Annotated in this window: 8 protein-coding genes and 1 pseudogene; 5 read left to right on the plus strand and 4 right to left on the minus strand. The window is 72.0% G+C overall.

What is annotated here, in order from left to right:
* Positions 1 to 164 precede the first annotated feature (164 nt).
* The 4 genes and pseudogenes from SM577_RS26865 (at position 165) to SM577_RS26880 (ending at position 4,077) form a co-directional block, all read left to right on the plus strand.
* Entirely contained in the window at positions 165 to 1,190 is a 1,026-nt protein-coding gene (locus SM577_RS26865; RefSeq protein ID WP_474580939.1) for a helix-turn-helix domain-containing protein, read from the plus strand.
* 602 nt (positions 1,191 to 1,792) lie between these two features.
* Positions 1,793 to 2,632 carry a hypothetical protein gene (locus SM577_RS26870; protein WP_474588273.1) on the plus strand — a complete coding sequence of 280 codons (840 nt, stop codon included), beginning with the start codon at positions 1,793 to 1,795 and terminating at the stop codon, positions 2,630 to 2,632.
* 251 nt (positions 2,633 to 2,883) lie between these two features.
* Positions 2,884 to 3,024: pseudogene (locus tag SM577_RS26875) on the plus strand (rRNA methyltransferase); the annotation flags it as partial.
* 348 nt (positions 3,025 to 3,372) lie between these two features.
* Positions 3,373 to 4,077, plus strand: a complete 705-nt coding sequence (locus SM577_RS26880) for a hypothetical protein (RefSeq protein WP_474580941.1) — start codon at positions 3,373 to 3,375, stop codon at positions 4,075 to 4,077.
* Between the two features lie 179 nt (positions 4,078 to 4,256).
* On the opposite strand, the gene SM577_RS26885 is transcribed toward SM577_RS26880, so the two are convergent.
* From SM577_RS26885 to SM577_RS26895, 3 genes are all read right to left on the minus strand, one after another.
* Positions 4,257 to 5,141 carry a helix-turn-helix domain-containing protein gene (locus SM577_RS26885; protein WP_474588274.1) on the minus strand — a complete coding sequence of 295 codons (885 nt, stop codon included), beginning with the start codon at positions 5,139 to 5,141 and terminating at the stop codon, positions 4,257 to 4,259.
* Between the two features lie 9 nt (positions 5,142 to 5,150).
* Complete coding sequence (locus SM577_RS26890) at positions 5,151 to 5,987, minus strand: alpha/beta fold hydrolase (protein ID WP_474588275.1); 837 nt, start codon at positions 5,985 to 5,987, stop codon at positions 5,151 to 5,153.
* 165 nt (positions 5,988 to 6,152) lie between these two features.
* Entirely contained in the window at positions 6,153 to 6,749 is a 597-nt protein-coding gene (locus SM577_RS26895) for a TetR/AcrR family transcriptional regulator (RefSeq protein ID WP_474580944.1), read from the minus strand.
* 275 nt (positions 6,750 to 7,024) lie between these two features.
* Here SM577_RS26895 and SM577_RS26900 point away from each other — a divergent pair, with 275 nt between their 5' ends.
* The gene (locus SM577_RS26900; RefSeq protein WP_474588276.1) at positions 7,025 to 7,582 is read left to right on the plus strand and encodes a hypothetical protein; all 558 of its coding nucleotides are present in this window, start codon (positions 7,025 to 7,027) and stop codon (positions 7,580 to 7,582) included.
* 71 nt (positions 7,583 to 7,653) lie between these two features.
* Here the strand turns inward: SM577_RS26900 and SM577_RS26905 are convergent, their stop codons facing one another.
* Positions 7,654 to 13,662, minus strand: coding sequence for a DUF4011 domain-containing protein (locus tag SM577_RS26905; protein ID WP_474588277.1), 6,009 nt, complete (start codon positions 13,660 to 13,662; stop codon positions 7,654 to 7,656).
* Positions 13,663 to 13,939: the final 277 nt, after the last annotated feature.

The raw sequence follows: 13,939 nt of genomic DNA on the forward strand, positions 1-13,939 counted from the left end.
CCATATTCCGGCTCCGTCCGTGTGTGACGAATGTGAAACAGAAAGCGATCTTGTCTCACGGAACGCCGATAGTGTTGCGGCTGCGACATCCGTCTGGGAAGGTCCGTCGATGGCGGCTAGTCGTCGTTGGCGGGTATTCGTCATCCCTGAAGTCGGGAGGGTGCGTGCTCGAGGTGATCGGCCTATCGGCCGAGGCGGAGCTGATCTACGAGCGGCTGCTCGACGGTGGCCCAGCCACCGCGGGGGAGCTGGCCACGGCCACCTGCCTCAGTGACCAGCAGGTGCGGAAGGCGCTGCACGACCTGGCGGAGCGCGGCTTGACGCGCCACACATCGGAGAGTCCGATCTGCTACACCGCCGTCGACCCCGACGTGGTGCTCGACATCCTGTTGCTGCGGCGCGAGGAAGAGATCAAGCGCGCCCGCGTCCGGGCATCGCAACTGTCCGAACGCTTCCGACTGGCCGCGGCCAGACAGGATCCCAGCCAGTTGGTGGAAGTCGTCACCGGCCGGGAGGCCGTGCTGGAGTGGTCACTGAACATCGTGCGCAGCGCCCGTAAGGAGCTGAGAGGGCTCGACAAGCCTCCCTACGCGACGCGGCAGTTCGGAGGTACGGCGACGTCCCTCGTCCAGCCGGGCGCGACGGTCCGCACCATCTACGAACAGGCGGCCGTCGAGACGCGCGGCGGAATCACCGGCGACATCGCGGAAGGCGCACGGCTCGGGGAGCAGGACCGGGTTCTCCCACACCTGCCGACGAAACTGATCATCGCCGATGACCGGATCGCGATCATCCCACTGCAGGCGGCGCCCGACGTACTCGAAAGCGCCGCCGTCATCCACCCCTCCGCACTGTTGGAAGCCATCGCGGCGATGTTCGAAGCACTGTGGCGGGTCGCCCTGCCGCTGGACCTGGCCTGGTCCGGCGCCACCGACGCCAACCAACCCTCGCAAGAGGATCGGCACATCCTGGCGCTGCTCACCACCGGACTGCCCGACGACGCCATTGCCCGCCAGCTCGGTCTGAGCGACCGTACGTACCAGCGTCGGATGCGCAGCCTGATGGAACGGGCGGAGGCACGTACCCGATTCCAGCTTGCTCGCCAAGCCGCCCGCCGCGGCTGGCTCAGCGACCCCGTCGAGCCACCACCTGAGACCCGGCCTCACCGATCGACCACTGCGGGGCGCTGAGGATCACCGGGAATGCGGCAGGGAGCAGATGTTCCACCAACCCGTGCCACCTTCGCGCCTACCACCTGCTGGTCGACCAGTTGACCACCGTCGATCCTACCGGCGCCCGGGGGACTGTGAAACGAACGGCACCTCTCTGTCTCAAGCCGCCGGCGACAGAGAGAGGTCTCCGTTCGTTTGACAGGCCCTCCGGCGGATCACCGTCCGGGACGCCCGGCGGACCTGCGCCTCGCTCCTGGCCGGCCTGGACGTGCACCCTCGGGTGGCGATGCAGATCCTCCACGCGCAGTTCGCGATCACCATGGAGATCTACACAAAGCACATTCCATCGTGTGTTTCGGCTGGTCTGGACGTGATGTAGGACGAGGTTGGCCGGGACGATCGTGGTGGCACGTCGGGGCAGCAGCGGAGCTTGGCCAGGAGCTTACAGAGCAGCTCTTCTCACTCGACCCGGCCGACAGCCGGCCCCGGTGACGGGCGCCTGCGCTGCGCTCCGACTCCCGAGCCGGTCGCCGGAGCGCCCCACACCACGTGGCGACCGTGGATCCTCGGGTAAGGCCACCCACATCGACCGTCGATCCTCTGGAGGAGAGCAGTGGCCCGTGCGTGTGATCAACACCTCGACGCGTCGTCGGTCGATCGCCCCCGATCAGGGCCGATATGCGAATGGCTATCAGAGGCTCCGCTGGATGGTCTTGGACACATCGTCTGACCTGCTGATTGACTCCTGCGCCATGACCGGTCCGCCTCGCACTGATATCTCCGGTGGCGGATCGGCGTCGGATCGCCGACTCCCCCTGGGCGGGCGCATCCGTGGCATCGGACGGCCCGCCGCCAACCCGGGGCGGGCCGAGATTGAGGTGAGGAAGACGATGATCCGATTGACCCTGCGTAAGACGCTCGTGACGGGCGGCGTAGCGCTCGCGCTCGGAATGGTTGCCGGTTGCGGCACCGACGACGGCGCTGAGGAGTCAGTCGTGCCGGAGACCACGGGTTCGAGCGCCGCGGCCACGGCGTCGGCGCCCGCTGCCGCACTCCCGGCCGCGGCGTGCCCGCTGGTCGACACCGAGCTGTTGCCGACCCTGTTCGAGGTGAGTGCACCTCGCGTGCAGGAGAACGACCCGGTGACGAGCGCGGGCAGTGTGACCACGTACTCCTGCGACGTGTCCGACGGCGGGGAGCTGTTCCTCACCGTCGGTACCTCCGTCGGCCCGAAAAGCGGCAGTGCCGAGGCGAACGTCCGCGCGGCGTTGGAGGGCGCGGCCGGCGAGCCGGTGTCCGGCGTGGGTGAAGCCGCGGCCTTCGGCGCCAAGGACGGTGTCGGTACCGTCGCGGGGGTCAAGGAGGTCGGTGGAAAGTACGTGCTGGTGTTCGTTCACGGTGCCGCCGACGACAAGGAACAGCTGGTCGCGGTCGCGCGCAGCGCGGCGAGCAAGGTCTGACGCGACGCCTGCGGGGCGAACACCGCTCCCGTAGGCGGGCCGCGCGGGCGCCGGGCGACCGGCGCCGGCGCGGCCAGGCAGGCGAGCGCTGCACCGAGCAGGACGCCGCCTACGTGTCGCCGCACCGGTGCCACCCTGTGATCATGGTGGCGGAGGCGACCACCGAGACGGCCGCCGCTCCCGGCCCGGCGGCCCACGACCGAGCCCACCGCGGAACGTCGTCACCGTTCCCGCCTGGCGTCGACCGGCCCAGCGTCGGCTGGCGTGAGGCCCGCGACCAGCTCGTCCGGGTCCCGATGTCCGGGGCCGCCAGCTCCCTGAACGCGGCGGCCGCCGCGACCGTCGTGCTCTACGAATCGGCACGCCAGCACAGCGCTGCCGCCCGCCGGTAGCGCACCGGCCACAGTGGTGGGCCGATCACCCTATGACGGCGACGACCCGCCGAGGCGGCCGGTGTCGGTCGCGGAGGCGCCTGGCCTGCGCCCTCTGCTGCGCCGCACGGTCTGGCATGCCTTGGCGGGCGCCGGTGAACCGTCTCCGGTCATCCGTCGAGGCCGCGAGGTCGTCGGTCAGACGGGGCCGTCGGACGAGGCACGCGGTTGCCCACCGCACCACCGCGATCGTGCGGGCCATCCTCGTTCTGCGCCCCGTCGGAGCCAACCGCTGTGCAGGATGAAAATGGCTCAAGGACTCGGCCGGCCAGCGCGGGGAAGCACGGCGCCGTAGGCAAGAATGCCCTCATGGGCCTTGATCTCTACGTCGGACCGTTGACCCGCTACCACCTGAGCGACTGGCTGACCATCACACAGCAGATCGGCGCACAGGACGGATTCGCCGTGCGGGTCATCCGGGCGCAGGAGGAGGATCACGAGACCGACCCGGAGGTGGTGCAGCACGCCGTACGGGAATGGCAGCAGTGGCTCGGCGAGGCGCTCGGCGGGCCGGTGGACTGGCCGGAGGGCGCGACCCAGCCGTACTGGACCGACAAGCCGGATTGGGACGGATTCGGCGCCGTGCTGCTGCTCGCCGCGTACGACGAGCGGCCGGACCTGCAGCCGAGCCCCTGGGAAAAGCCGGACAGCCCGCGTGAGTTTGCCGACGCTCCCGCATACCAGGCGGCCTCGGCCCAGCCCGAGCGCTACCTCACCCTACTGTCCGGGGTGGAGTGGTGGTTGCCGCTCGGCACGGATCCGATCGTTATCGAGGCGTCCCGGCCGACGGGTCAGCCGACCCGGATGGGTTCGGTTGACCGGCTGGCCGCGGAGCTGTGCCTGCTTGCCGAGCGCACCGGCCTTCTTGCCGGGTACGACCCTGCCGAGTTGCGGCGCGGGCTGTTCACAGAGGATCCGACGGTGGAGGACCTCGCGCGGTTCGGCCTAGCGGTCATGCTCGACCTGGCCGAGACCGCTATCGAGCACCGTCAGCCTCTCCTTCTGGACTACTGAGGTGATAGACACGCGCGAGACCGGCTCAAGACCGACTCGGGACGCGGTGACGAATCGGTCTGAACCCCCCGGGTTTGGTAGCGGCTAGCTGGGTCGGGTTTCCGGCTGGGTCAGCCGGTGTTCGGTGGGATCGTAGCGGGCTTCGAAGGCGGCTGGTGGTAGGTCCGCGGGCAGGCTGTTCAACGACGGTCGGGGATGCGTTCGCGACCCGTTCCAGGGCTCCGGGTTGGCGATGAAGCCGGCCACGCAACGTCGTCAATCGCGAGCCACGGTGCGACGGCCACGGCCGTGGGTGTAAGCCCAGTGAACGCCTTGACCTCGCGGTGGAGGTGGGACTGGTCGACGTAGCCGCTCTCGGTGGCAACGCTGGCGGGGGCGTGTCCCGTCGCGAGAAGGTGGGCGGCGTGGTCGAACCGCACCAGTTGGGCGGCGCGTTTGGGTGTGATGCCGAGCTGGGACCGGAAGCGGGACCACAGGCGCTTGCGGCTCCAGCCGACCTGGTCCGCCAGGGCGTCGACCCGTACCCGCCCCCGGCTGGTGAGCGTCCGCCGCCAGGTGTAGGCGACCTCCGGATCGACCGGTGGGCGGGCGCCCAGCCGTCGGCCGAGGATTTCCTTCGCGATCGTGAACCGTTCGTCCCATGACGCGGCGGCGCGCAGCTTGTCCTCGACTCGCTCGGCATCGCGGCCCCAGACATCTTCCAGGGATACCACCGTCCCGCTGAGTTCGGTCGATGCGCCGAGCACCGCAGCCGCCGCGGCCGGCTCCAGCCGGATCTGGAGGCACTCGCCGATCCCCCGGCCACTTGCCCGAAGATTGCCGGGGAGGAGCCCGACGACGACACTGCCGCGCCCGTGCCGGCCAGGGGTGTCGTAGGCGAGGCCTTCCCCCTCGCTCAGGTCGATGAGCAGGGTGACGGCTGGGTGCGCGACCATGGCGATGTCCGCCAGGGCGGGGCCACGTTGGCGGAACCCGGCCATGCTGGTCCCCGGCAGCCGAGCTGACGGGCGCGGGACTGCGATCTCCACCGACGCCCAGTCGGGTGGCGTCCCGGTCGGCAGCATGTGACCAGTCTATGTCTGAGGGATCACGGGCAGGGTGTCAGCGGCCGTTGCCGTGAAGCCCAGCAGCAGTTCGCTGGTCATCTCGGGGGCCTCGAGCATGGGTATGTGCCCGACACCGGGCAGCAGCTCGACCCGCGCGTTCGGCACCGTGTCGTACTGGTGTGCCGACGACGGCTCCCAGCGGGGGTCGGCGGTACCGAAGATCACCAGCACGGGGACATCGAGGGCGGCGAGACGCTCGGGCACGCTTCGCTCCGCGATGTACGCGGTGTTGCGGCGCAGCACCGTCCTCATCGCCCGGTACGTGGTGCTTCGTAGGTCGGCGACTAGGTCGTCGGGGACCTCCACGGGGCGAGCGCACGTCACGCTTATCCCCCTGCGGATCATCGCGTCCGAACGCCTCAACCAGAGCAGTGGGCCGAGAGGCGGGGCCAACAGGACCCGAAGAAGGACCGGCTGCCGAAGGAGCGCATCGGGACGCGGGCCGGTGCTGATCAGCGCGAGCGACCTCACCAGGTCGGGGCGCTGTTCGGCAAGGGCGGTGGCGATGTACCCGCCGCTGGAGTGCCCGACCGTGGCGACCCGACGAACGCCGAGGTCGTCGAGCAGCGCCGCCACCCGGCCCGCCTGCACGGACACGTCGTATGACAGCCCGGGCGGGGACTGGCCGCAGCCCGGGAGGTCAACCCGGATGACGTGGTGGTAGCCGGCGAGTGCCGGGACCACCGGACTCCAGGAGCCGCCCGAGAACCCCGATCCATGGATGAGCAACAGCGGCGGTGCCTGCCGCGGGCCGTCGTGGACCACATGCATCGCCTGCGGCTGCTCAACGTCGTACTCACTCATGCGGGGGATGATGCATGGGCTGCCGACTATCAGTCTTGGACAAATGTCGTCGTGGAAGGGGCCCGGGCCGACTCCGAGCTGCACGCGGCCTGGCGCGAGGCGTTACGGCCCAGCTGGCCACCCGTCCAGGCCACCGCGCGAGCGTAACCCCGTGCCGGGACGCGCTCAGGATGGCTGGGGTGCGGCGTGGGTTCGGATGAGTCCCTCGACGCCGCGGAGGAAGGTCTCGGAGATCAGCGCCCGGTCGAAGAGGCAGCCGGCCGCCATGGCGCCGTCGCGGAGCATGACGAAGTGCCGCGCGGCGGGCTCCGCCTCGGCTTCCCGGATGCCCGCCAGCAAGGTGTTGATCGTGTCGAGGAACCACTGCCGGTGCGCGAGGACGGCCTGGTGCACGGGGTGGTCGGGATCGGGATACTCGGCCACGGCGTTCAGGAAGGCGCAGCCGCGGAAGCCGGTGGACTGGATGTCCCGGGCGATCCCCTCGGCAACGGCCCGGAGGGCCTCGGGCGCCGGTAGGCCGGCGGTGACGGCCGTGTCCACCTGGTCGCGGATGGCCCGATCGGCGACCTTCAGATAGGCGAGGACGAGATCCTCCTTGCCGGGGAAGTGCCGGTAGAACGTGGCCCGGGTCACTTTCGCCTCGGCGATGATCCGGTCGACGCCGACCGAGTGGATCCCCTCCCCGTAGAAGATCCTCGTCGCCGTGTCGAGGAGTCGCTGCCGCGCCTCGGACGGCCGGATTCCGGTCCCGCTACGTGCCATCAGGCCATGCTAGCGACAGAACGTTCGGTCTTGCCCTCGATTCATCGACGCCGGGCACTTTTCGCCAGGCGCGATGACGCATCCACCCTGGCCGGGAAGAACGCGGGCGCGCTCCTGGCGTCCCGCACCCCGATCGCCAAGAGGTAGAACGTTCTGTCTTGACAGGCCGGAACAGGGTCGACATCATTTGCGAGACAGAACGTTCGTTCTACCTCGTGGTGTTCGAGTCCTCGGCCCCGCTGGGTCGCGGTCCCCTCGCCACCGAAAGGATGACCATGACCACCGTTGCCGCACCCGGCATCTCGACGACGGCGTCCACCCTGCGGCGGCTGTACTTCGTCCGTTTCGCGTTCGCCATCGTCTGGGCCCTCGTGATGTTCACGACCGCCACGCAGCTCGGCCCGCTCGCCGTCACGCTGCTCGTGCTCTACCCGCTGTTCGACGTCGCCGCCGCCGTCATCGACGCCCGCGCGTCCCGCGCCACCGGATCGCCCACGCTGCTGTACGTGAACGTCGCGGTCAGCCTGCTCGCCGCGGTCGGCCTGGCCGTGGCCAGCGCATCCGGCATCCCGGCGGCCCTGCGGGTGTGGGGTGCCTGGGCGGTGGTGGCCGGGCTGGTCCAACTGATCGTGGGGGTCACCCGCCGCGGGATGGGTGGCCAGTGGCCGATGATCATCAGCGGCGGCATCTCCGTACTCGCCGGTGGGTCGTTCATCGCCACCGCCACCGCGGACAACCCGGTGCTGACCAACGCGATCGGCTACGCCATCCCCGGCGGCATCTTCTTCCTCATCTCGGCCGTCCGTCTCGGCCGCGCCGCCAAGGCGAACTGACATGGACAACGCTACCTACGACGTGGTCGTCCGCCGTGGCGCGGCAATGGTGACGGTGGCCTGCCGGTCGGTCAGCCGAGCGTGATGCGCCCTTCCCCGTCGTACCGGAGGCGGCCGCTGGTCAGGGCGACCTGGAGGCCGTACCGGAGCAGCTTCTCGATCTTGTCGGTGCGCCGCCGGTAGCCGAGGCGCTCCAGCCCGGCGCGCAGCAGCCGCTCCTCGTCGATGCGCGGCACATCCTGGAGCACGTGCACGAACGCGTTCGCCACCTCCTCCGGCGCGATCTCCTCGAACGCCCGGTCGTTGCTGGCCTGGGTGACCCGGTACGCGCGGTAGGTCTGCGGGTCCGTCCCCTCCGGCCAGGCGTACCGGCCGACGGTGGGGTGGTCGTGGAGTCGGCGCGCGTCGACGAGGGCGAGCACGGCGACGCGTCGGTCCTCCCGGGTCCGGAGGAAACCGAACCGGGCCAGCGCCAGCCGGGCGAGCCGGTGCTGTTCGATCGGCCCCTCGGCGGCGATGATCTCGCGCAACGCCTCCCGGACCAGCCCGCGCACCCGCTGGTCGCCGCCGATCAGGTCGAGGTCGCTCTGGTCACCGAGCGGCGTCGGGGCGTACGGGACGAAGGGGCTGACCGCGATGCCGCCGGCGGCCGCCGGCGGTGCGATCGCGACGGGTGCCGGCGCGGCGGCCAGGCCGGTGACGGGTGGCGGCGGAGCGCCCGCGGCGGGTTCGGTCTGCTCCGCCGCGGGTGGCCGCGACAACTCGACGTCGTCCGTCGAGTGCGGCTGCTCCACCATCTCCGCGCAGGGCGCCGGCCCGGCCTCCGCACCGGTTCGCGGGGACGGCAGCTCGACCTCCTTGCCGGGCGCGGCGGCCTCCACCGGCTCGGCCGCGGCGGCCTCGGCTCGGGCGACCGCCTCGCCCACCCGCCGCAGCAGCGCCGACCGGTCGCGGATCCACGCGGGCAGCCAGAACCGGACGACCTCCGGCCAGCCCATGATCGACCGGAGCAGGCCCGGCGCGGAGTCCCGGTCGGCCACCGTCGGGCGGGCGCTCCAGTCGGGACCGTCCAGCATGACGGCCACCTGCCAGCGATCCGAACCCGGCCGGCGCACGGCGATGTCCACCGTGAAGTCGGACAGTCCGTGCGAGGTCCGTACCTCGTAGCCGTGCGCGCGCAGCGCGGCCGCGACCTCGTCGCGGATCCGGCTGCGCCGCTCGGTCCGGTCGGTGGCCAGGTCGCCCAGGCGGTCCGCGCCGGCGGCGGCCATCTCGCAGTACGCCCGCAGGTGCTGGGTGCCCACCGCGGAGGTGCGGGCCAGGTCGATGTCGGACGGGTCGAACGACGAGAAGAGCACGACCTGTCGGCGCGCCCGGGTGATGGCCACGTTGAGCCGGCGTTCACCGCCGGCCTGGCTGAGCGGGCCGAAGTTCAGCGGGAGCTGGCCGGTCTCCGGGTTGGTGGAGAACGCCAGCGAGAACAGGACCACGTCCCGCTCGTCGCCCTGCACGTTCTCCAGGTTCTTGACGAAGATGGGCTCCGGGACGGCGCCGGAGAGGTGCTCGCGGATGACCGGGTCGGTGCTGTCCTCAAGCAGGTTGAGGATGAGGTCGCGCTGCTGGATGTTGAAGGTGACCACGCCGATGGACTGGCCGGGGGTGGCCGGGTCGTGCAGGCGCCGGGTGATGTCCGCGAGGATCGCCCGCGCCTCGACCTCGTTGGTCCGGGAGCCGCCCCGGTCGTACTGGCCGTCCACGCGGCGCCAGGTGATGCCGGCGGAGCCGCTGGCGCCGGGTGACGGGAGGCTGGAGAGCTTGTTGTCGTAGTAGTAGCGGTTGGAGAAGGCGATCAGCGACTCGTCGTGGCTGCGGTAGTGCCAGGACAGCCAGCGCTGCGGCAGGCCCGACTCGACGGCCTCGCTGAGGATGCTCTCCAGGTCCTCCAGGACCGGGCCGTCGCCGTCGTCGACCTCGTCGGTGGTGTGGCTGGCCTGCATGATGCTGGTCGGCGGCATCTGCCGGGAGTCGCCGACGACCACCACGGCGCTGCCGCGACCCATCGCGCCGATCGCCTCGGCGACCCGGATCTGCGACGCCTCGTCGAAGATGACCAGGTCGAAGCGCTGGCTTCCCGGGGCCAGGAAGTTCGCCGCCGAGGCGGGGCTGACGAGCACGCACGGGGTCAGCGCCAGCACCGCGTCCGGGTACAGCTCGAACAGCTCCCGGAAGGACCGGCCGCCGCGCTTGCGGCGCAGCTCCGCGGCGAAGTCGGCGAAGCGGCCGCGCCGGTCGGTCGGGCTGAACGGGCGGCGGCGGACCAGCACCGACGGCAGGCGCTCGGGCAGCGCGGACCGCAACTCACCGGCCGCCGCCTCGAACTGGGCGATCTCGTCGTCGTGCAGCTCCGGGTCGAAGTACTGCAGGCCGCCGGCCCGGACCCGCTCGGCGAGGGACGCCGCGGCCACCCCGCGCCGGTACGCCTCCTCGGCGAGCTGCCCGGTCACCTCGGCGCGCAGCAGCCGGTCCCGGTAGTCGGTGAGGCCGGCGGCGGCGAGCACGTCGGTGTGGGTGAGCACGGTGGCCCAGCGGCGCAGCGGGAACAGCTCCTCGGCGCGCAGGTCGTGCAGCCAGGTCGCGCCGTCGCGCTGCCAGGCGTCGACCCAGTGCGCACCGCCGGCCCACAGCGCCAGCTCGGGCTCCGCGGAGCGCAGCACGCCACGCCAGGCCCGCCACCGGGCGGCGACCCGGTCCAGCAGGGCCGCGTCAGCGTCGGTGACCCCGCGCTGGAACAGCTCCCACGCCTGCGGGTGCCGGGCCAGCAGCGCCCGGCCGGCCCGGGTCGCCTCGACCGCCTCGGCCAGCCGCTGCGGCGCGCCGGGGTCGGTGGGCCGCCAGCCGGGCAGGTGCAGGCCGCCCAGCGTCACCGCGTGCTGGTGCAGCGCGGCGGCCTGCGCCTGCGCGGCGACCAGCCGGCCGGTGGTCACCTCCACCCGGTCGACGTCGAGCGTCGCGCCGGCCACCAGGTGGACGGCCAGCCTGTCGACGACGGCCTGGCGGCGCTTGCGCTTGCCGAACAGCTTCTTCGCCGCCTCCTCCGCCTCGGCGTGCCAGGCGGTCAACTCCGGGCGGGCGTACACGTCGGGCCGGAAGGTGGCCAGCTCACCGGCGAAGCCCTGGTGGAAGGCGGCCAGGTCGGCCTGGAGCCGGGCCACCGCCTCGTCCCACCGCCGGTCGCCGGCGCGCCGGGTGGTCTCCCGGTCCGGCAGCAGCCCGCGTACGGCGAGCCAGGCGCCGGCCTGCAGCTCGGTGACGGCCTCCGGGGCGGGCAGCGTCCGCAGCAGCCCGACCAGGTGCGGGTGGCGGTCGAGGTCGGCGCGGAGTCGTTCGAGTTCGGCGGCGATCTCGGTGACGGCCGCGGCGTGCAGCCCGTCGAGGTCGCGGCAGCCGCTGAGCGCCCAGGGGTGCTCGGGCCGGACCCGCGCCGAGCGGGCGGCGGCCGGGAACTCGCGCAGGGTCCGCTCCACCCGGGCGCGTACCTCGCCGGGCGCGTGCAGGTAGCTCACCGGGATCGGCGCGGCCGGACCGTCGCCGTACGCGAGGACCTGCTCGTAGGCCGACCAGAGCGACATCCCGGCGGGATTGGCGGTGTGGACCTGCTCCGGGTACTCGACCAGCGGGGCGAGGCGGGTCCGGTAGGCCGTCTCGACGGCCGTCCAGTCGCCGTCGCCGCCGGCGTCGTACTGGTCGAGGGCGTCGCGGAGCTGCTGGCGGATCGCGTTGAGCGACTGCTTGCGCCCGTGCAGGTCCAGGGCGAACGGTCCGAGGCCGATCTGCTTGAGGCGCCGCTTCACGACCTCGAGGGCGGCCTGCTTCTCGGCGACGAACAGCACCGACCGGCCGGCGGCGACCGCGCGGGCGATCATGTTCGTGATGGTCTGCGACTTGCCGGTGCCGGGCGGTCCCTCCAGGACGAAGGACTGGCCGCGCTCGGCCATCACGATGGCCTGCATCTGGGAGCCGTCGGCGGGGATCGGCAGGTGCAGCTCCGCCTCGTCGACGGCCACCTCCACCTGCGGTTCGGGGCGGGCCGGGTCGTCGAAGGTGGCGCCGGAGGACTCCACCAGGTGCCGCACGACCGGGTTCTCCAGGAACCGGGGCCAGTGGTCGCCGAGGTCCCGCCACATCTGGAAGGTCGAGAACTGCAGCAGCCGCAGGCTGGCCGTCTCGTCGATGCGGTAGTTCAGCCGGTTGTCGACCAGCCCGGTGTTGATCGCGGCCAGGGTCTTGGCGATGTCGATGCCGTGCTCGTCGAGGACCGGCTGCTCCAGCTCCCGGATGCGTACGCCGTGCTTGACCCGCAGCCACTCGACCAGGCAGTGGTTGGGGCTGGCCACCTCGGTGCCGTCGATCACCAGCGCGTACGGGCGGCGGCCGGCGCCGCCCTCGATGCGCACCGGCAGTAGGAACAGCGGCGCGTACGCCTCTCCCCCACTGGTCTTGGTGTGCACGAGCGTGCCGATGGTCAGATAGAGGTAGTTGCTGCCGGTCTCCTGCTCCATCGTGCGCGCCTCGCGCTGCAACGCCCGCATGACGGTCTTGTAGCGAGCCTCGGTGACCGCCCCGTAGACCCGGCGGTCGGTGCGCAGCTCCCGGGTGAGGATCTCCGCGTCGAGGTCCTGCGCCCGGCGCGCCCCGGCCAGCTCGTGGACGTGGCTGATGGCGTCCTGCGGGATGACCTGCACCTGGCGGCCGTCGTGGACGAGGTCGTCGAGCAGCGCGAGGGCGCCGGCCGGCACGTGCAGGTCGAGGCCCCGGCCGCGCTTGGGCAGGTTGAGCAGCGGGTTGCGCAGGCTCAGGTCGAGCAGGGACTTGCGCCACTGCTGGATGCGCGCCGGCGAGCCGTCGGAGGGCTGCGGCACCTCGTCGCCCTCGTCGGCGAGCTGGCGCAGCTTGGCGGCGGCGACACCCGGCGGCAGGTCGAGGGAGGCGGCGGTGTCGGTGTCCGTGGTCGCCTGGCTCTCGACCGGCGCGGCCAGCTCGTCGGTCGACGGCAGCGGGCGGATGCCGGAGCGGTGCGCGAGGTGGACGTCGACCACGCCGTGCAGCCGGTGCGCCTCGCCGCGGAAGTGGCCGAGCCCGACCCGTACCGCCTCGGTGAACGTCGCGGACTGGGCGCCGGGCCCGATGCGGGTCAGCTCGACCGGCACCGCCCGGCCCGACTCGACCATCGAGATCAGCAGGTTCGTCTCGGTGACGGCGGTCGCGCCGAGCCGCTCCTCCTCCAGCAGGAAGCCGCCGAAGGCGTGCCCCTCGCTGATGAAGACGAGCGGGTGCAGGCCCGCCGCCTCCAGGCACGCGGCGTAGGTGACGGAGAGGTCGAGGCAGTTGCCGAGCCGCCCGTCCAGCACCGCGGCCGTGGTGCGGACCTTCTGGCCGCTGTTCTCGAACGACGCGGGCAGGGTCCGGTAGGTGATCTCCAGTCGGCGCAGCGCCTCGTACACGGCACCGGCGATCAGCGCCGCCCGCTCCGAGCCCTCCTGGTAGCCCTGCAGCGACCCGGAGCCGGTCCGCGCGAGCAGGAGCTGCGCCGCCGACCGCAGCACCGCCTCCACCGCCCGGGTGTTGGGCTGCACGAAGGCGGCCAGGCTGTCGTAGAGGGCCGGGCTGTTGAACCACTCGTTGTGCGCGAGCACCGCACTCGGCGCGGCCAGCCGCAGTTCCTCGTCGCCTGCCTCGACGGTGAGGCGGTAGTCCACCGGGAACGCCTCGTCGGTGCGGTAGAGCAGCGCACGGTCCGGGGTGAGGTCGCGGAAGTCGTCCCAGCCGGTGCTCGCGCCGGGCCGCAGCGGCGCGGTGAGGGTACGCGTCCACGGCTCGGTGAGCGCGCCGTCCGGCCCCAGCAGCTCCAGGGCCAGCGTCACGTCCGCCAGCGGCTCGGCGCCCCGGTTGACCAGCGTGAGGTGGCGGACCAGCGGCACCCGGTTGTGCACCAGGGCGGCGTTGATCGCCGGCTGCACGAGCAACGCGACGGCGAGCTGGTCGTCGTCGGCGGTGAACTGCGCGAAGACGCTGTCGGACATGGGCGTTTCTCCAGGTGGCACGGCCAGGAAAGGGCCAGCCTAACGGTCAGCCGACCGGTGGACCCGCCCGTCACCCCGGCGCCGAGGACCACGGCTCGACCGTCTCGACTGCCGCTGCCGTCGGTGACCCGCCGACCTCGGCTCGCCGCCCGATCCGCTGGGCCCACGCCGCCGGCTGCCGGCCGCCGGCCAGGTTGCAGCAGCCTGCCGACGACGCTCCTGCTCGCCGGCGGGCACCCGACGAGGTCGGGCCAGCGGCGCGGCCGGCGGGAGCACT

The sequence above is a fragment of the Micromonospora desertarenae genome (assembly GCF_056150265.1).

Coding starts and splice junctions, on each gene's coding strand:
- SM577_RS26905 (WP_474588277.1), bottom strand. CDS start 13,662: ATGTCCGACAGCGTCTTCGCGCAGTTCACCGCCGACGACGACCAGCTC.
- SM577_RS26900 (WP_474588276.1), top strand. CDS start 7,025: ATGACCACCGTTGCCGCACCCGGCATCTCGACGACGGCGTCCACCCTG.
- SM577_RS26880 (WP_474580941.1), top strand. CDS start 3,373: ATGGGCCTTGATCTCTACGTCGGACCGTTGACCCGCTACCACCTGAGC.
- SM577_RS26885 (WP_474588274.1), bottom strand. CDS start 5,141: ATGCTGCCGACCGGGACGCCACCCGACTGGGCGTCGGTGGAGATCGCA.
- SM577_RS26890 (WP_474588275.1), bottom strand. CDS start 5,987: ATGAGTGAGTACGACGTTGAGCAGCCGCAGGCGATGCATGTGGTCCAC.
- SM577_RS26895 (WP_474580944.1), bottom strand. CDS start 6,749: ATGGCACGTAGCGGGACCGGAATCCGGCCGTCCGAGGCGCGGCAGCGA.